Consider the following 18,014-nt stretch of genomic DNA (forward strand, 5'->3'; position numbering starts at 1 on the left):
GCGCACGCGAGGATGACGGGCATGATGCGCCTGGAGACGCCGTGGGGCACCTGGGACCACGCGCCTTTGCCCGAGGTCGTGAACCTCTTCTCCGCCGCCGGCGACCGCTGGTGGATCGCCGGAGGGTACGCCATAGAGCTCGCCGTGGGACGCGGGTTCCGTGAGCACGCGGACATCGACGTCCTGCTGCTCCGAGACGACCAGCTCGCCGCCCAGCGGATCCTGTCCGGCTGGGAGTGGTGGTGCGCCGACCCCCCGGGCGTCCTGCGTCCCTGGAATCGGGATGAGATCCTTCCCCCCACCGTGCACGACATCTGGTGCCGTCCAGGGCCGGACGAGCCCTGGCGCGTCCAGGTCATGCTGGACGAGTCCGAGGACGCCGAGTGGGTCTCGCGCCGCGACGGCCGGGTGCGCCGCCCGATCGACGGCCTGGGGCTGGTGTCGGAGCGGGGCGTCCCGTACCTGTGCCCGGAGGTGCAGCTCTTCTACAAGGCCAAGCGCCCCCGCGCCAAGGACGAGCAGGACTTCAGCGAGACCCTGCCGATATTGAGCGGCGAGCAGCGGCGCTGGCTGGCCCGCACGATCAGCCTCGTCTACGGCGACCACCCCTGGTCCGACCGCCTGCGCGACGGCCCGGACGGACGCGGCGGCGGCTGACCGGGGCGGAGGCGGCTGATCTGGTCAGAAGGCGGCGGACCGGGTCAGGTAGCGGCGGACCGGGTCAGGAGACGGCGGACCGGGTCAGGAGGCGGCGGACCGGTCGGAGGCGGCCGACTCGTTCCTGTGCGCGGGACCGTGCGGGTCGGCGCAGTGCCACTGGGCGCGGCCGATGGTCAGCAGTTCGGGCGTCGCGTGGTCGACCTGCAGGGTGGTGTGGCCGATGCCGTACTCGTCGCGGACCAGGCGCTCGGCGGCGATCCGCACGGCGTGGCAGTCGGCGCCCGGGGCCACCAGGATGTGCGCCGACAGCGCGGCGTAACCGGAGGTGACCTCCCAGATGTGCAGGTCGTGCACCTCCACGACGTGCTCCAGCGCGGCGGCCTTCTTGCCGATCTCCGCCGGGTTCATCCCGGCGGGGGCGGCCTCCATGAAGACCCTGCCCGAGTCGCGGACCAGGCCCCAGCCGGCCCTGAGCATCAGGGCGGCCACCACGAGCGCGGCGAGCGCGTCGGCGCGGTGCCAGCCGGTCAGCCAGATCACCAGGCCGGCGACCGTGGTGGCCACGAACGCGTAGAGGTCGCTGAGGATGTGCTGGAAGGCGCCCTCGACGTTCAGGCTCGTCCGGTTGGCCCGGCTGAGCAGCCAGGTGGCGGCGAGGTTGACCGCGATGCCGGCCACGCCGGTCGCGACGACGTAGACGCCCTGCACGACCGGCGGCGTGACCAGCCGGTCGACGCCCTCGTAGATGAAGTAGGCGCTCAGCAACAGCAGCGTGATGCCGTTGATCTGCGCGGAGATGATCTCGGCGCGCTTGAGCCCGTAGGTGAACCCGCCCTGCGGAGGGCGCTGGGCGATGCGCATGGCGACCAGGGCGAACACGATGGCGATGGCGTCGGTCAGCATGTGACCGGCGTCCGACACCAGCGCCAGCGACCTCGCGACGAGACCGACGACCACCTCGACGGCCATGAACCCGACGATCAGCGCGAGCGCTCCGGTCAGGTAGCGGCGGTCGGCCTCGGCGGTGACCCCGCCGGCCCCATGGCCATGGCCGTGCCCGTGCCCGTGTTCCTTGCCGTCTTGCCGGCCATGTTGCTTTCCGAGTCCCTGGCCATGGCCGTGCCCGGGTTTGTCAGCCATCGCCGATCCCTCCCTCGGTGTGCCGGGCGTGGGTGATCGCCAGGTCGAACAGCATGCGCACGTGGGAGTCGGCGAGCTGGTAGTAGGCCATGCGCCCCGACCTGCGCACCTTGACGACCCGCCGCATCCGCAGCAGCCGCAGGGCGTGGGAGGCCCCCGACATGCTCTGGCCGGTCGCCGCGGCGAGGTCGCACACGCACATCTCGCCGCCCTCCAGCAGCGCCGCCATCATGCGCAGCCGGCCGGGGTCGGCGAGCAGGCCGAACACCTGGGCCAGATCCTGCACGGTGTCCTCCGACGGCAGCGCCTGACGCACCGAGGCCACTCGTTCGGCGTCGACCATGGGCGCCGAGCAGGCGTGCGGGTCCATCACGGTGACACTTGAACGATCATTCATACATGCAAGTGTAGGAAGCCACCTCCTCCGCTGTCGACCCTGTCGATCCTGTCGGCCTTTTCGGCCTTCGAGGACGGACCGCTTTCGCGGGGATCGGACGGACCGGTGGGACGTTCGGCGGAGGCCGTGATCGGCCGGCCTCCCGTCCACCGGCCCGTCCGTCCAGGACGTACGGGGCGTACCACTGAGGGGGTGCCAGAGGGGCGGGAGGCTACAGAGGGGTGAAGGCTCCGGTGTCGGGGCGGTAGTTGGACACGACGCCGGTCTCGACCTCATAGAACCAGCCGTGCAGGCGCAGGCGGCCGGCGGCCAGGCGCCGGGCGACCCGGGGATAGCGGCGCAGCTTGTCGAGCTGCGCGACCAGGTGGGCCCGCGCGGCGTCCTCGTCGGCGACCGCGGGGGCCTCCCGCCAGCGGTGCGTCTGGAGCAGCCACCACCGCGTGGTCGGCGCCGAACGGAGCGTCCACGAGCGCACCCGGCCCTGGACGGCGCCGCAGCGGGTGTGGCCGCACACGACGACGTCCCGCACGCCGAGGATGTTCACCGCGTACTCGATGGTGGCGGCCTCGGCCGTGAGCCGGCCCAGGCGGTAGGGCGGGATGACGTTGCCCGCCGTGCGCAGCTCGAACAGCTCGCCGGGACGGGCGCCGGTGATCAGGGACGGGATGACCTGGGCGTCGGAACAGGTGATGAACATCGCCTGCGGCGAGACGCCGTCGCGGGGGGAGGCCGCCTGTTCTCGGCCGCCGCTGACCTTCTGGTGGAACGTCCTGGCATGGTCGATCAACGATTGCATGGTGTGGACTCCTTCGTGCTGATGACGGGCATGGAGCGTCGGCCGGGCGCGGCGCGCGCCCGGTCCCCGCGACGGGCGCGGGAGCCCTGCCGATCAGCAGCGAAAGATGGGCAGTCGCGGCCTCGCGGGCCGCGGCCATCGCAGGGCGGAGACGCCCGCACGGGGGTCGTCCGCCCGAACGGCCGCCTCGGTGACGGCTTTCGGTCTCTGCGACGGGTGCCCGCCGTGACGGGACGGCGGAGGTGAAGGCTTGACCCAGCCGGCGGCGGTGGGGCTCTCCCATGGCTTGGGGCAGCCGTCGTGGTCGACGTCCTCAGGGCCCGGCAGAGAGGAGGTGCCCGGCGGCGCCTCGGCGACCGGCGCGGCGGCCATGGCCGGAGCAAGGCCGGACAGGCCCTCGGGGGAGCCGGTGCCATGGAGGAGCAGGACGACGGCGGCCGCGGCAAGGAAGAGATGGAGAGCCGCCCGCAACGCCGATCGCCGCACCGTCAACGCATCGCCCCACTACCTGTAGCATGCAGTCGATTACCGATAGTAGTCGAGGTGTCGCCTCCCGTACATGGGGAGTTTGGCAAAAGTGCTGGTCACGCTATTGGGAAGGGAGATCGGTGATGCGAAACCCCGATGGCGCCGAGGTTTTCGTGACGGCGCCGCCCCCGCTCACGACATGGGCACCCGCGAGTCATCCGGTGTTGTGCCGCGCTTCATCGGGCATCCCTAACGTGACGGCCATGAGAAAAACCATGATCGGGTTGGGCGCCGTCGCCGTGGCGCTGAGCCTTTCCGCCCCGGCGCTCGCCGACGGCCACGACGGCCGCGACGGCCAGGCCGCCGCCCACCGGACGCACGGTGGCGACGGCGGGTTCGGCCGCGCCACGCTCACCGGCTGGGCCTCCCTTCCCGCGCAGACCTACGTGCCGGGCAGCGAGCCGTCGGGCGCCCTGCTCGGCACGTCCCCGATCAACGGCATCACCCCGCCGTTCCCCGGCCAGCCCGTGCAGGGGTTCAGCGGCGTGGCCCGCCGCCGCGACGGCACCTTCGACGTGCTGTCCGACAACGGCTACGGCAACAAGGCCAACAGCGCCGACTTCCTGCTGCGCGTCCAGCGGGTCAAGCCCGACCTCGCCTCGGGCGCGGTCAAGGTCGTGGGCGGGTTCGACCTCAGCGACCCCGGCAAGCGCGTCCCCTTCCCGCTGACCCGCGCCGACCGCAAGCTCACCGGCGCCGACTTCGACGTCGAGTCGATCGTCCGGCAGCCCGACGGCACCTACTGGATCGGCGACGAGTTCGGCCCCTGGCTGCTGCACTTCTCCCCCTCGGGCGCGCTGCTGGAGAAGCCCATCGCCCTGCCCGGCGTCCAGGCCCCCGAGAACCCATATCTCAACGGCGGCACGCCGAACCTCGGCAGCAGCAAGGGCTTCGAGGGCATGGCGCGCGGGCTCGACGGCCGCCACCTGTACCCGCTGCTGGAGGGCACCGTCTCCGGCGACCCGGCGGGCACGCTGCGCCTCAACGAGTTCGACCTGCGCGACCGCGCCTACACCGGCCGCCGCTGGACCTACAAGATGGAGGCGCCGGGCAACTCCATCGGTGACATGATCTCGGTCGACGGCGACCGGTTCCTGGTCATCGAGCGCGACAACGAGCAGGGCGCCGCCGCGCGCACCAAGCGGGTCTACCTGGTCGACCTGCGCGACCGCGACCACGACGGCGCCGTGGACAAGACCCAGGTCGCCGACCTGCTCGACCTCGCCGACCCCAAGGGCATCGGCGGCTTCGGCGCCACGTTCACCTTCCCGTTCCAGACCATCGAGGACGTTGTGATGCTGGACGACTCCACGATCGCCCTGCTGAACGACAACAACTACCCGAGCTCCGCCGGCCGCACGCCGGGCAAGGCGGATGACGACGAGTTCATCACCGTCCGGCTGTCCCGTCCCCTGGGCGCCGACCCCCGCGCCTACCGCCGCTACTGACAAGCGGAACGGGCGGCGCCGCGCCCGGCCGTCCGGCCGGGGCGACGCCGCCCAACGGGCAGTCGCTCGTGTCCCTCGATCGCCTAACGGCGCACGGTCACGGGCTGGTACAGGTCAGCGACGGGCTTCCCGGGCTGCCTTGCGCCACGTACCCGAAGGTCGTGGAGCCGTTGGCTCCGACATTGCCGTTGTAGTTGGCGTTCTTCACCGTGATGTTCGACCCGCTCAAGGTGTAGGAGCCGCTCCACAGGCTGTTGACCGTCGTGCCGCTCTGCAGCGCCCACTTGACCGTCCAGCCGTTGATCGCGCTGGAGCCGGAGTTGCGCACCGTCACCTCGGCCTGGTAGCCGCCGTTCCAGGTGCTGGTGGTGGAGAAGCTGGCGGAGCAGCCGCCGTTGCCACCGGACGGGCTCGGGGTCGGCGTCGGGGTCGGGGTCGGCGTCGGGTTGCCGCCGGTCGGGGTCGGCGTCGGGGTCGGAGTCGGGTCCGGGTCGCCGTTGCCCTCGCCGACGCCGGTCACCTGGCCGTTGCCGCCGTCGAAGACGACGTCGGAGCAGTTGTAGAACGTCTCCTGGCTGTCGGACCGCTGCCACACCGAGTAGATGATGTGACGGCCGCTCTTGCCGGACGGCAGGGTGGCGTTCCAGTAGTAGTAGCCGCTCTCAGTGCCGACGCTGCCGACGCTCGGCGGGTCCTGGGCGGTGTAGAACGGCTGGCTCTCCAGGTCGCTCCAGGCCAGCGGGCGAGTGGGGCTCCAGCTGTCCTTGGTGATGTAGGTGCGGAACGAACCCGGGTGCGCGGCCCACTTGTTGTACCGGAACTGGATGTTCGCCCCGGAGGTCAGGTGGGTGACCGGCCAGTCGGTGCGGGCCAGGTCATAGCCGCTGAAGTTGTACACGACGGCGGCGCCGCTGCACAGCTTGCCGTCGGGGATGAAGCCGCTGGTGCGGCCGGCGCCGTCCGAGCGCAGCACGGCGAACCAGTTGTAGATGGAGTTGGTGCCGCTCTGGGCGACCGCGGCGGCGCAGGCCGGGTTGTGCGGCGTGGCGGCTCCGTTGGAGCCGACGCTGTCCTTCCAGCACAGGTAGGTGCGGCTGCCGGGAACCATCATCGCGCCGTGGGCCGATGCCGACCCTGGCAGCAATGCGACCAGTAGGAGGGTCGCGATCGCGGCGGCGGCGCCGGCGATCGAGATCTTACGTCGCTTTCTCATGGAACACCTTTCGAGGGGTTACGACGTAGGTCCCCGGCGCAGCCGGGACGTCCATCGCGGCACCGCGTCCGGCACGCTCGAGCACGGCACGGACGCTAGGCACGTCAAGGAATCACCGAGGACCTGGTGAAGTAACCGGTCGTCGCCGTGGGGCGAACAGCCGTCGACTGCCGACCAGCATGCGAAAGCGCTTACGCGTCAAGAACTGTAGGTCGCAAAATGCCGCGCTGGGAAACGCCCGAAAGTATCGGCCGCACCCGTACCCGTAGATCACCCGTCCCATCGCAGGTGAAGGCCGTGACCGCTGGGGCGGGCGGCCGGTCGCCCGATGAAACGCCATGAAACTTTCGTGTGCCGGTGAACAATTCGTGGTCTCCAGGCGGCATCGGCGAGGATGTGAGAGTGGACGTACGCCCCATTTCGCCCTCGGCTCTGGTGGAGGAACTGGCCGACCGCATCGCCGGCACCTCAAGGTCGTCCTGGGTGCGCGTGGCGCTCGACGGCGCCCCCGCCGCGCGGCCGGGCGAGCTGGCCGACTCGCTGATCGGCCCGCTGCGGCTGCGCGGACGCGAGGCCCTGTGGGTCCCGGCGGCGGGCTTCCTGCGCCCGGCCTCGCTCCGCTACGAGTACGGCCGCACCGATCCCGACGCCTTCTACGACGGCTGGCTCGACTACGGAGGGCTGGCCCGCGAGGTGCTCAACCCGCTTGAGCCGGGCGGATCGGGCAAGGTCCTGCCGTCCCTGTGGGACCCCGCCGCCGACCGGGCCACGCGCGCGCCGTACGTCACCCTGCCCCCGGGCGCGGTGCTGCTCGTGGACGGCGGCCTGCTGCTCGGCCGCTGGCTGCCGTTCGAGCTCGCCGTCCACCTGTGGCTGTCGCCCGGCGCGCTGGCCCGCCGCACCCCCGAGGAGTGGCGGTGGACGCTGCCCGCCTACGCCCGGTACGAGGAGGAGGCCGCGCCGCGCGAGAGCGCCGACGTGGTCGTCCGGGTGGACGACCCCCGCCACCCGGCGGTCGTGGCCGGCCTGGACGCCTGAGGTACACGGGGGCGGTGCGACCGCAGGGCATACAAGCCGTCCGCAGGCCGTTGACCTGGATGAAGACGCGGCCCGTTCCGGGGGGAGGCGCGGTGCCGCAGGCACGAACCGTCCTCCGACGAGACGTGGGGTCGTCGAGATGTGTGGAATCTGTGGGTGGGTGGACTTCGAGGGCGACCTCAGGGAGTCCCGCGACACGCTCCTGGACATGACCGAGACCATGAACTGCCGCGGACCCGACGACGAGGGGATGTGGATCTCCGAGCACGGGGCGCTCGGACACCGGCGCCTGGCGATCATCGACCTCGTCGGCGGCCGCCAGCCCATGATCGCGGAGCAGGACGGCGAGGTGCTCGCCGTCCTCACCTACAGCGGCGAGGTGTACAACTTCCAGGAGCTGCGCGCCGAGCTCGTCTCACGGGGCCACGAGTTCCGCACGCGCAGCGACACCGAAGTCGTCCTGCGGGCCTACCTCGAATGGGGGGAGCACCTCGCCGAGCGCCTGAACGGCATGTACGCCTTCGGCATCTGGGACGCCCGCCGCGAGGAGCTCGTCCTCGTGCGCGACCGGCTCGGCATCAAGCCGCTGTACTACTACCCGACGCCGACCGGCGTGCTGTTCGGCTCCGAACCCAAGGCGATGCTCGCCAACCCCCTCCTGGACGACCGGGTCGTCGACGGTGAAGGGCTGCGCGAGCTCCTGGTGTTCGTCAAGACCCCAGAAAGCGGGATCTTCAGCGGCATGCACGAGGTGCGGCCCGGCGGCATCGTCCGCGTCAGCAGGCAGGGCGTCGTCAAGCGCCGCTATTGGCGCCTTGAGTCCCGCGAGCATCCCGACGACCTGCCTACCACCATCCGGACCATCCGCGGCCTGCTGGACGACATCGTCGAACGTCAGCTGATCTCGGACGTGCCGCTGTGCACGCTGTTGTCCGGCGGACTCGACTCCAGCGTGGTCACCGCCCTCGCCGGGGAGGCCCTGCACCGGCACGGCCAGGGCAAGCTCCGCTCGTTCGCCGTCGACTTCACCGGCTACACCGAGAACTTCAGCCCGGACGCGATGCGCGACACCCCCGACGCCCCCTTCGTCCACGACCTCGTGCGGCATCTGGAGCACCTGGGCGCCGAGCACAACGACATCGTCCTGGACTCGGCCGACCTGATGGACGCCGGGGTGCGGGCGGCCGTGCTGCGGGCGCGCGACCTGCCCACCGGCGTCGGCGACATGGACACCTCGCTCTACCTGCTGTTCCGCGCGGTGCGGGCGCACTCGACCGTCGCGCTGTCGGGGGAGTCGGCCGACGAGGTCTTCGGCGGCTACCGCTGGTTCCACGACCCCGCCGCCGTCAACGCCGGCACCTTCCCCTGGCTGGCCGCCGGCACCCGCCTGGTCGCCCTCGACCAGGTGCTCGCCCCGGACCTGCTGCGCGAGCTGGACCTGCCCGGCTTCTGCGCGGAGCGTTACCGGCAGGCCCTTGCGGAGGTGCCGCGCCTGCCCGGCGAGAGCGGGATGGAGGCGCGCATGCGGGAGGTCTCCTACCTGCACCTCACCCGGTTCGTGCAGATGCTGCTCGACCGCAAGGACCGCATGAGCATGGCCGTGGGCCTCGAGGTGCGGGTGCCGTTCTGCGACCACCGGCTGGTGGAGTACGTGTTCAACACGCCGTGGGCGATGAAGACCTTCGACGGGCGCGAGAAGAGCCTGCTGCGCGCCGCCGCGGCCGACGTGCTCCCCGAGTCGGTGCTGGCCCGCAGGAAGAGCCCCTACCCCTCGACGCAGGATCCGGCGTACGAGAAGGCGCTCAGGGACGAGACCGCCCGGCTGCTCGACGGCGGGGACATGCCCGCCGCCCCGATGATCGACGTGCCCAAAGTGCGGGCGATGATCGACCAGCCGCTGGACGCCGTCAGCCGCCACGACCTGCGCGCCGCGCTGGAGGGCCTGCTCCAGTTCAACGCGTGGCTGGAGCGCTACAAGGTGCGCGTCAGCCTGTAGGCGTCCGACCGTGCGTCAGCCTGTAGGCGTCCGCCCGCCCGCCGGCCGGTAGGTGCTCGACCGTCCGGCGGCGTGGGACCCGCCCCGCGGGCGCCGGACGCCCTGGCGGGCCCCGAGGACCCGCCGGCCGAGCGGGGGGATCAGGGAGCGATCGCCCTGGCGGCGGCGCAGCGCGGGCAGACGCCGAAGATCTCGACGGTGTGGTCGGCGTCGACGAAACCGGCCTCGGCCGCGACGCGCTCGGCCCACCGCTCGACGTCCTTGCCTTCCACCTCGACGCTGCACCCGCAGACGCGGCAGGTCACGTGGTGGTGGTGGCCACCGGTGGCGCAGCGGCGGTAGAGGGTCTCGCCGCTCTCGTCGCGGATGGCGTCGACCGCCTCGTCCTCGCTGAGCACCTGCAGGTGGCGGTAGACGGTGGTCAGGCCGACGCGCTCGCCCCTGCGGCGCAGCTCGGCGTGGATCTCTTGGGCGCTCTGGAACCCCGGCAGCGTGCTGAGCACCGCCATCAGCGCCTCGGCCTGCCGGGTGCCCCGGACGCGGGTGCCCCGGGAAGGGGGCTGGTCGAGTCGCGGGGACGACTGGGTCGATCGCGATGTCATGCTGGAACCCTCCCCGTCTCGGCGTTCCCCCCGCGAACGGCCGCCTGCCCGTCACCACGAACACTAGCAACCGGCGCGGCCACCGCCCCTGTCATGCGGCATGCCCGTCCGGCGCGCATAATTGCCTGGCCCGCCGATCGTCCGCCCGCATGGCCGCGAGGCTTCTCCGCAGAAGCCCGCGCCCGCCCGCGGGTTCTCGCAGAAGGAGCCGATGAGCGTGTCCTGGCGTCACCTGCCCAAGCCCGCGCGGGCCGTCGCCGAGGCGACGGAGGGCGCGGTGGCCGCCGCCCGCGCCCGCGACCTGCCCGCCTTCGAAGGGGCCGCCGGCGCGCTCGCCGCGCTGGAGTCCGCGCACGTGGCCCTGGTGCTCGGCACGGTGACGCGGACGCTGCTGGAGGACCTGCACCCGGGCGGGCTCACGGTGGACGACGTGCGGGCGGTGGTCGGGCGCTGCGCGCGGGCGGCGGCAGAGTGGTTCCCCGTCGTCGACGCCGACGTCCTGGTGATGCTGGTGGCGGGCGCGCTCGGGGCGTACCAGCCGGAGGCCGAGGCGTTCCCGCTGGACGCCGGCGGCGTGGCGCGGCACGCGGTCCTGCTGGTCGCGGACCTGCTCGACGTCTCGGGCCATCCGCTCGCCCCCTGCCTGTCGGCAGCGTTCGCCGACATCGCCGTGGTCCAGGCGGCGGACACCCCCTGACGCGCGCGGGGCCGGCGGGCCGGAGGTCGGTACGGGCGCGGTGATCAGCAGCAGGCGCCGTGATCAGTTCAGGTGCCGTGACCAGTTCAGGCGCGGTGATCAGTACAGGTGAGCGGCCGAACCGGCGAGCGCCGGCCCGCGAAGGTGGGCGAGGGTCACCCGGACGCCGGTGGCGCGTTCGGCGAGGGCCATCACGGTGCGGACGGGGTCGTAGTCGTCGTCTTCGAGCGCGGCCTCGGTCTCCTCATCCTTGGTGGGCATGCCGAGGTCCAGCATCTGCGGCAGGAGGACGTCGGGGTCGGCGCCCCAGCGGTCGTCGGAGCCGTCGGGCGCGAACCCGGTGACCAGGCGCCCGTCGACGCCGAAGACGAACTGCTGGTCGGCGTTGACGTTGAGGAACACGGCCGCCATGACGGTGCCGGCCGACAGCCGGCGGACGACCTCCGCCAGCGTCCCGGCGAAGCCGTTGTACTCGAACAGGGCGGTGCCGCCGATGGCGGCGTGGGCGGCGATCGGTTGGTCGATGGACGACCAGTCGACCTCGGCCGCGGAGTGGAAGGTGACGCCGAGGCGGCGTAACGCCTCCTCCGGGTCGACGTCCTTGACGAAGGTCAGGCAGAAGGGCCATCCCTCGTACTCTTCGTCGAACCAGGCGTAGTCGTCCGCCGTCGCACCGCTGCTCATCGAGGCCCTCCCGCCAACGCGTCCCGAGGCACATGATCTTGCCAGCGGCGACCGACATAATCGGCGGTTTCCTTACAGTCCGGGCGGCTGGCGCAGGGCACTGCGGCGGTCCGGGACAATGGAGGCGTCAGGTTTTCACGGAAGGAAGTGCCGATCGTGGCTATGAGCGCCGAGGCCGACTGGGTCTCACGGTTCGCGGACGAGGTAATCGCCGAGGCTGAGCGCCGAGCCCCCGGCAAACCGATCGTCTGCGCGTCGGGCCTCAGCCCCTCCGGCCCCATCCACCTGGGCAACCTGCGCGAGGTCATGACGCCCCACCTGGTCGCCGACGAGATCCGCCGTCGCGGCCACGAGGTGGTGCACATCATCTCCTTCGACGACTACGACCGCTTCCGCAAGGTCCCCGCCGGGGTCGACTCCTCCTGGTCGGAGCACATCGGCAAGCCGCTGACCTCCGTCCCCGCACCGCCCGGCAGCAGTCACCCCAACTGGGCCGAGCACTTCAAGGCGCCGATGATCGCCGCGCTGGCCGAGCTCGGCGTGGAGTTCCACGGCATCAGCCAGACCGCGCAGTACACCTCGGGCGCCTACCGCGAGCAGATCCTGCTGGCGATGCGCGAGCGGGCGCACATCGACGCGATCCTCGACCGCTACCGCACCAAGGGCAAGGCCGCCAAGGCGCCCCGGCAGCAGGCCGGGCTGGACGAGGCGGACGCCGCGGCGGCGGCGGAGGCCGCCGAGGGGTCGGGCGCCGCCGCCGAGGACGACGGCACGGCCGCGGGCGGCTACTTCCCCTACAAGCCCTACTGCTCGTTCTGCGAGCGCGACACGACCACGGTCACCGCCTACGACGACGACACCACCGAGCTGTCCTACACCTGCGCGTGCGGGCACGGCGAGACCGTCCGGCTGTCGGAGCACAACCGCGGCAAGCTCGTGTGGAAGGTCGACTGGCCGATGCGCTGGGCCTACGAAGGGGTGATGTTCGAGCCGTCGGGCGTCGACCACCAGTCGCCCGGGTCGTCGTGGACGGTCGGGGCCCCCATCGTCAAGGAGGTCTTCGGCGCCGAGCGGCCGATCGGGCCGATGTACGCCTTCGTCGGCATCAGCGGCATGGCCAAGATGAGCAGCTCCAAGGGCGCCGTGCCGACCCCGGCGGACGCCCTGGAGATCATGGAGGCGCCGCTGCTGCGCTGGCTGTACGCGCGGCGCAGGCCGAACCAGTCGTTCAAGGTCGCCTTCGACCAGGAGATCCAGCGGCTCTACGACGAGTGGGACGCCCTCGACCGCAAGATCGCCGACGGCACGGCGCTGCCCGGGGACGTGGCCGCATACACCCGGGCGGTCGGCACCGCCTCCGGCCCGCTGCCGGTCACGCCGAGGCCGCTGCCCTACCGGACGCTGGCCTCGATCGTCGACGTCACCACCGGCCACGACGAGCAGACCCTGCGCATCCTGCGCGACCTGGACCCCGAGCACCCGATCACCTCCCTGGACGAGGCCCGGCCGCGGCTCGACCGCGCGGCGCGGTGGGTCACCACACAGGTCCCGGCCGAGCAGCGCACCCGCGTGCGCGACGAGCCTGACACCGCGCTGCTGGCCTCGCTGGGCGAGCGTGACCGCGAGTCGCTGCGGCTGCTGGTCGAGGGCCTGGACGGGCAGTGGTCGCTCGACGGTCTCACCGCGCTGGTCTACGGCGTGCCGAAGGTCCTGGCCGGGCTCGCGCCGGACGCCAAGCCGACGCCCGAGCTGAAGGTCGCCCAGCGCGAGTTCTTCGCTCTGCTGTACACGCTGCTGGTCGGGCGCGACACCGGCCCGCGCCTGCCGACGCTGCTGCTCGCCGTGGGCGCCGACCGCGTCCGCAAGCTGCTGGGCGCCTGACCCGGCGGCGTGCCGTGCTCAGGGCCGCCGCGCTCAGGGCCGCCGGCTGAGGAGCGGCCGCGCTCCAGATCGCCGTTACAGGGCCGTCGTTCCGCCGTTGCGGACGGCGGCCCGGAGATCGCTTACCATCCTGGCAGGACGAGTAAGTGCAAGGAGCGGTGTGAGCGATAACAAGGCGCCTGCGGGAGTGGATCCGTCCATACCCAGCGTCGCTCGGATCTACGACTACTACTTAGGTGGCAAGGACAACTTCGCCGCCGACCGCGAGGCCGCCGAGAAGATCATCGAGATACTGCCGAACGTGCGCGACGTCGCGCGGGAGAACCGCGAGTTCCTGGTGCGCACGGTGACCTATCTCACCAACCAGGGCGTGCGCCAGTTCCTCGACATCGGGGCGGGCCTGCCGACACAGCGCAACGTGCACCAGGTCGCCCAGGAGCTCGCGCCCGAGTCCCGGGTGGTCTACGTCGACAACGACCCCATCGTGCTCACCCACGCCCGCGCGCTGCTCGCCGAGAACGACCGCGTGGTCGCCCTCGGCGCCGACCTGCGCGACACCGAGGCCCTGCTCGACAACCCGCAGGTCCGGTCGCATCTCGACTTCTCCGAGCCGGTGGCGATCCTGATGCTCGGCGTCCTGCACTTCATCCCGGACGACGGCGAGGCAGCCAAGATCGTCACCGTGCTGAAGTCGGCGCTGGGGCCGGGAGGCCACCTGGTCATCTCGCACGGCTCCGTCGGAGAGATCGACGAGGGCAGGGCGCGTGAGGGCCAGCGCGTGTTCAGCCGCACCGCCGCCCCCGGCGTCACCTCCCGTTCGCCCGAGCAGGTGCGCGCCTTCTTCGAGGGCCTCGACCTGGTCGAGCCCGGGGTGGTGGCGTTGCGCGACTGGCGCCCCGAGATCGAGCCGCTGATCGTCCAGGAGGGCGAGGCCGGAGCGGTCGGCGGGGTCGGCCTGGTGCGCTGATCCCGGCCGCACGGCACCGGACGACAGCCGACAGACACGGCACAGCAAGAGGGTCCTGGCGTAACGCCGGGGCCCTTTTGCGTGCCCGGGGGTGCTCCTGGCGATGTATTCGCAGGTAGATGGGCAGGTAAAAAGAAACTTCATGCTAACCTGCATGAAGGAAAAAATTGACCACCCTGCCCTCGCGCCCGTATGGTCCTGGCAATCGGGGACCTGGAGAGCACTTCATGAAGCGACTCGCAGCGATCGCCGCCCTTGCGGCCCTCGCCGCCGCCACCGCCTGCGGAACCACGCCGGCGGACGGCACGTCCGGCACGGCCGGAGTGGGCGGTGTCTACACCACGATCGACGGTGCCAAGCAGATCGACGCCACCGCGCCGATCAACCCCTTCAACCCGCAGGGGAGCACGTTCGTCGGCTACGACGCCATGTCGCTGGCCTGGCCGAAGAACAGCCTGACCGATCCCAACCAGTTCTACCCGGGCATCGCCCGCAGCTGGACCGCCACGCCCGACCAGGGCGAGGTCGTGGTGCACCTGCAGCCCGCCGCCCGCTGGTCCGACGGCGAACCCGTCACCAGCGAGGACATCCGCACCTCGATCGCCCTCGCCTACACCCAGGGCGGCAGCGCCTACACCGTCAACGCCGGCGCGGCCGGCGCGGCGGCCGACATCCAGATCGTGGACGCCAAGACCATCAAGGTCGTCCAGGGGGCGAACCGCAGCAACGTGTTCCTGCGCAACGTCCTGTCCACGGTGGTCGTCCCCGCGCACGTCTACGGCAAGCTGCTCCCCCGCGACTTCTGGGCCACGCTCAAGGCCGCCAGGGGCACCGGCCCGGCCGCCGACAAGGCCAAGGCCGTGATCACCGGGCTGTCGCAGAAGGTCATCACCTTCGCCCCGCCCGAGGACGTCTCGGCCGGCCCGTTCGTCCTGGAGCGGATCAACCCCGGGGCCGCGCTGCTGAAGAGGAACCCGTACTTCTACGACGCGGCGAAGATCGTGCCCGACAAGGTCAAGGTCCTCAACTACACCGGCAACGAGCAGATCTGGAACTACCTGGTCTCCGGCAAGCTGGACAACGCGCCGTTCACCGCCGTGCCCGCCGCGGTCATGCGGAAGATCAAGGAGACGCCGGGCAACGCCATCCGCAAGGGCTACTCCCCGGTGGCGGCGTCCATGGCGTTCAACCAGGCGCACAAGCCGTACGACAACGTGCACGTGCGCCGGGCGCTCGCCTACCTGATCGACCGGGCCCAGGTCACCAAGATCGCCTCACCGGAGGCGGGGACGCCGTCGCTCACCACGACCGGCATCCACGGCGACTCCGCCAAGGCGTGGCTGGGCGACCGGCTCGCCGCGCTGGACACCTACAAGGTGGACCCGGCCATGGCCGACCGCGAGCTGAAGGCCGCCGGCATGGTCAAGAAGGGCGGCGTGTGGGCGATGCCGGACGGCAAGCCGTGGAAGGTCGAGATCCACGTGCCCGCGTCGTTCTCCGACTGGGTCGCCGCCGCCAAGTCGATCACCAGCCAGCTCAGCGACCACGGCATCGACGCCAGCGTCATCACCTCGGCCGACTACATCCTCTACCTGGACGAGCTGGCCGCCGGCAAGTTCGACGTCGGCTTCTGGCTGATGGCGCTCGGGCCCTCGCCGTACAACATCTTCCAGCGCCTGTACGGCTCGGCCAATGGGTGGTCGCTGCTCGCCGGGCGGCTCACCCACTCGCCGCCGGGCAAGGACGGCAACTGGATGGGCGGGCCCCAGACGATCGGCGGGGTGGACCCCGGCGAGCTCACCAACCGGCTCAACCTGGCCTCGGGGGACGAGCAGAAGCGCATCGTCACCACGCTGGCCACGCTGACCAACGAGCAGCTCCCGGTCATCCAGATCTACGACTACGTCAACACCCAGTTCATCAACACCGACCGCTACACCGGCTGGCCGCCGGACGGAAGCGAGGCCCTGCGCCTCCCCGCGGGCGTGTGGATGCAACTTGGCATGATCAGGAAAAAGTAGCCTATGACGCTTCTCGCAACCCGGGCTCCCCGGGTGAACGCAGTGACACGAAGGCTCGGCGGCCATGTCGTCCGGGGCCTGGTCATGATCTGGGTGGTCACCACCATCAGCTTCGTGATCATCCGTAACATCCCGGGCAACCCGGTGCTCGGCCAGTACGAGAAGCTGATCGAGAAGGGCATGTCCCCGGACGAGGCCCAGCGGGCCACCGCCGCCCTCTACGGGTTCCTGCCGACCGGCAGCCTGTGGGAGCAGTACACCGGCTACATGAAGGCGCTGCTCCACCTCGACCTCGGGCAGTCGCTCAGCACGCCGGGCACCGAGGTGGTCACCCTCCTCGGCTCGGCCGCCAAGTGGACCGTCCTGCCGGTGCTCGGCGGCACGCTGCTGAGCTTCCTGCTGGGCGTCACGCTCGGGGTGTACGCGGGCATCAAGCGGTCGGGCAAGCTCGGCGACCTGCTGTCGATCTCCGGCTCGCTGCTGCACGGTGTCCCGCAGTACGTCATCGGCCTGCTCATGCTGGCGATCTTCACGACGCTGTGGCCGATCCTGCCCGCGGGCGGCCCGGTGGACGTCGAGTTCGTCCCCGGGTTCAACGCCGGCTACCTGGCCTCGCTGATCCAGCACGCCACGCTGCCCGTGCTCACGTACGCGCTGGCCAGCTACGGCGGCTGGGTGCTGGCGATGAAGTCCAGCGTGGCCACCGTGCTCGGGGACGACTTCATCCTCGCCGCCGAGCTGCGCGGGCTGACCAGGGGCGTGCTGTTCCGCTACATCGCCCGCAACGCCATCCTGCCGCTGTTCACGATCCTCGCGCTGTCGCTCGGCATGCTCTTCGGCGGCGCCATCTTCATCGAGCGGATCTTCAACTACCCCGGGCTCGGGCTGCTGCTCGTCAACAGCATCGGCGCCCGCGACTACGCGCTCATGGGAGGAACCTTCCTGGTGACCACGGTGGCCATCATCGTCGCCAACATCGCGGCCGACCTGCTGTACACGGTGATCGACCCCCGGGTGCGCACGGGAGGCACGGCATGAGCGTGACCATTCCGCAGACGGCGCTCGGCGACACGCGGGCGACCCTGCGGCGCAACTTCTGGCGGGGCGTGGGCCGCGTCCTGCGCCGCAAGCCCAGCCGCATCGCCGGCGTGGCGATCGTCGCGCTGTTCCTGCTCATGGCCGCGTTCGGGCCGATGCTCTACCCGGCGCACCTGCCGCGGGACAACAACGCGCTCTACGCCCCGCCGAGCCTGGCCCACCCGTTCGGCACCGACTTCGAGGGCACCGACGTGCTCGCCCTGGTGGTCACCGGGGCCCGGTACGTCATCCTCACCGGCCTCGCCACCGCGGTCATCACGGTGGCGGTCGGCACGGTGCTCGGGCTGCTCGCCGGGTTCCACCGGGGCCGCTGGGACACCGTCCTCATGCGGCTCACCGACCTGCAGCTCACCATCCCCGGCCTGCCGCTGCTGCTGGTGCTGTCCACCGTGTGGAAGTTCCAGGGGCCGCTGGAGATGGGCCTGGTGCTCGGCCTGCTCGGCTGGGGCGGCATCGCCCGCGCCGTGCGGTCGCAGACGCTGTCGCTGCGCGAGCGGGGGTTCATCGAGGCGGCCAGGGGCCTCGGCCTGTCGACCGCGCACATCATCGGCCGCGAGCTGCTGCCGAGCATGGCGCCCTACATCGCGATGAACATGCTCATCGCCGTCACCGGCGCGATCTACGCCCAGGTGGGGCTGTTCTTCCTCGGCGTGCTGCCGTTCGACTCCAACAACTGGGGCGTGATGCTCAACCTCGCCGTCTTCGGCGGCGGCGCGCTGACCAGCGCGGCCGCGCTGCCGTACCTGCTGGCGCCGCTGCTCGCGATCCTGCTGCTCACGCTCGGCATCGTGCTCATCGTCGACGCGATGGACGAGATCTTCAACCCACGGCTGCGTGAGGAGTAACCG

16 protein-coding genes are annotated in these 18,014 nt (G+C 71.2%); 10 read left to right on the forward strand and 6 right to left on the reverse strand.

The annotated features are described in order from the left end of the window. The first annotated feature begins 21 nt into the window (after positions 1–21). Complete coding sequence (locus tag ACZ6QO_RS20515) at positions 22–657, forward strand: nucleotidyltransferase domain-containing protein (protein WP_465852795.1); 636 nt, start codon at positions 22–24, stop codon at positions 655–657. Positions 658–741: 84 nt separating this feature from the next. On the opposite strand, the gene ACZ6QO_RS20520 is transcribed toward ACZ6QO_RS20515, so the two are convergent. The 3 genes from ACZ6QO_RS20520 to ACZ6QO_RS20530 all read right to left on the reverse strand — a co-directional run bounded on the left by ACZ6QO_RS20520 (position 742) and on the right by ACZ6QO_RS20530 (position 2,993). Next, on the reverse strand, positions 742–1,800 hold the full coding sequence (locus tag ACZ6QO_RS20520) for a cation diffusion facilitator family transporter (RefSeq protein WP_465852796.1): 1,059 nt from the start codon (positions 1,798–1,800) through the stop codon (positions 742–744). Then, complete coding sequence (locus ACZ6QO_RS20525) at positions 1,793–2,197, reverse strand: ArsR/SmtB family transcription factor (RefSeq protein ID WP_465852797.1); 405 nt, start codon at positions 2,195–2,197, stop codon at positions 1,793–1,795. The genes ACZ6QO_RS20520 and ACZ6QO_RS20525 overlap by 8 nt, the downstream gene beginning before the upstream one ends. 211 nt (positions 2,198–2,408) lie before the next feature. Beyond that, a complete protein-coding gene (locus tag ACZ6QO_RS20530; protein WP_465852799.1) occupies positions 2,409–2,993 on the reverse strand; it encodes a carbonic anhydrase in 585 nt (194 codons plus the stop codon). A gap of 731 nt (positions 2,994–3,724) precedes the next feature. Here ACZ6QO_RS20530 and ACZ6QO_RS20535 point away from each other — a divergent pair. After that, positions 3,725–4,969, forward strand: coding sequence for an esterase-like activity of phytase family protein (locus ACZ6QO_RS20535; protein WP_465852800.1), 1,245 nt, complete (start codon positions 3,725–3,727; stop codon positions 4,967–4,969). A 97-nt stretch (positions 4,970–5,066) separates the two neighbouring features. Here the strand turns inward: ACZ6QO_RS20535 and ACZ6QO_RS20540 are convergent, their stop codons facing one another. Continuing rightward, complete coding sequence (locus tag ACZ6QO_RS20540) at positions 5,067–6,182, reverse strand: lytic polysaccharide monooxygenase (protein WP_465852802.1); 1,116 nt, start codon at positions 6,180–6,182, stop codon at positions 5,067–5,069. A gap of 402 nt (positions 6,183–6,584) precedes the next feature. On the opposite strand from ACZ6QO_RS20540, the gene ACZ6QO_RS20545 reads away from it, so the two are divergent. Continuing rightward, on the forward strand, positions 6,585–7,220 hold the full coding sequence (locus ACZ6QO_RS20545) for a nucleoside/nucleotide kinase family protein (RefSeq protein ID WP_465852804.1): 636 nt from the start codon (positions 6,585–6,587) through the stop codon (positions 7,218–7,220). Positions 7,221–7,359: 139 nt separating this feature from the next. After that, the gene (gene asnB / locus ACZ6QO_RS20550; RefSeq protein WP_465852806.1) at positions 7,360–9,216 is read left to right on the forward strand and encodes an asparagine synthase (glutamine-hydrolyzing); all 1,857 of its coding nucleotides are present in this window, start codon (positions 7,360–7,362) and stop codon (positions 9,214–9,216) included. Between the two features lie 140 nt (positions 9,217–9,356). On the opposite strand, the gene ACZ6QO_RS20555 is transcribed toward asnB, so the two are convergent. Next, entirely contained in the window at positions 9,357–9,818 is a 462-nt protein-coding gene (locus tag ACZ6QO_RS20555) for a Fur family transcriptional regulator (protein ID WP_465852807.1), read from the reverse strand. A gap of 211 nt (positions 9,819–10,029) precedes the next feature. On the opposite strand from ACZ6QO_RS20555, the gene ACZ6QO_RS20560 reads away from it, so the two are divergent. Beyond that, entirely contained in the window at positions 10,030–10,515 is a 486-nt protein-coding gene (locus ACZ6QO_RS20560; RefSeq protein WP_465852809.1) for a hypothetical protein, read from the forward strand. Positions 10,516–10,614: 99 nt separating this feature from the next. Here ACZ6QO_RS20560 and ACZ6QO_RS20565 read toward each other — a convergent pair whose 3' ends face one another. Further along, on the reverse strand, positions 10,615–11,199 hold the full coding sequence (locus tag ACZ6QO_RS20565) for a DUF6461 domain-containing protein (protein ID WP_465852811.1): 585 nt from the start codon (positions 11,197–11,199) through the stop codon (positions 10,615–10,617). A gap of 147 nt (positions 11,200–11,346) precedes the next feature. Here ACZ6QO_RS20565 and lysS point away from each other — a divergent pair, with 147 nt between their 5' ends. The 5 genes from lysS to ACZ6QO_RS20590 all read left to right on the forward strand — a co-directional run bounded on the left by lysS (position 11,347) and on the right by ACZ6QO_RS20590 (position 18,011). Beyond that, positions 11,347–13,080 carry a lysine--tRNA ligase gene (gene lysS / locus ACZ6QO_RS20570; protein WP_465852813.1) on the forward strand — a complete coding sequence of 578 codons (1,734 nt, stop codon included), beginning with the start codon at positions 11,347–11,349 and terminating at the stop codon, positions 13,078–13,080. 160 nt (positions 13,081–13,240) lie between these two features. After that, on the forward strand, positions 13,241–14,047 hold the full coding sequence (locus ACZ6QO_RS20575; RefSeq protein WP_465852814.1) for an SAM-dependent methyltransferase: 807 nt from the start codon (positions 13,241–13,243) through the stop codon (positions 14,045–14,047). A gap of 227 nt (positions 14,048–14,274) precedes the next feature. Further along, positions 14,275–16,068: an ABC transporter substrate-binding protein gene (locus ACZ6QO_RS20580; RefSeq protein ID WP_465852815.1), complete on the forward strand. Its 1,794-nt coding sequence runs from the start codon at positions 14,275–14,277 to the stop codon at positions 16,066–16,068. A gap of 42 nt (positions 16,069–16,110) precedes the next feature. Then, the gene (locus ACZ6QO_RS20585) at positions 16,111–17,106 is read left to right on the forward strand and encodes an ABC transporter permease (protein WP_465852816.1); all 996 of its coding nucleotides are present in this window, start codon (positions 16,111–16,113) and stop codon (positions 17,104–17,106) included. Beyond that, complete coding sequence (locus ACZ6QO_RS20590) at positions 17,103–18,011, forward strand: ABC transporter permease (protein WP_465852818.1); 909 nt, start codon at positions 17,103–17,105, stop codon at positions 18,009–18,011. Before ACZ6QO_RS20585 ends, ACZ6QO_RS20590 begins: the two co-directional genes overlap by 4 nt. Positions 18,012–18,014: the final 3 nt, after the last annotated feature.

Source organism: Sphaerisporangium sp. NPDC049457 (assembly GCF_055586705.1).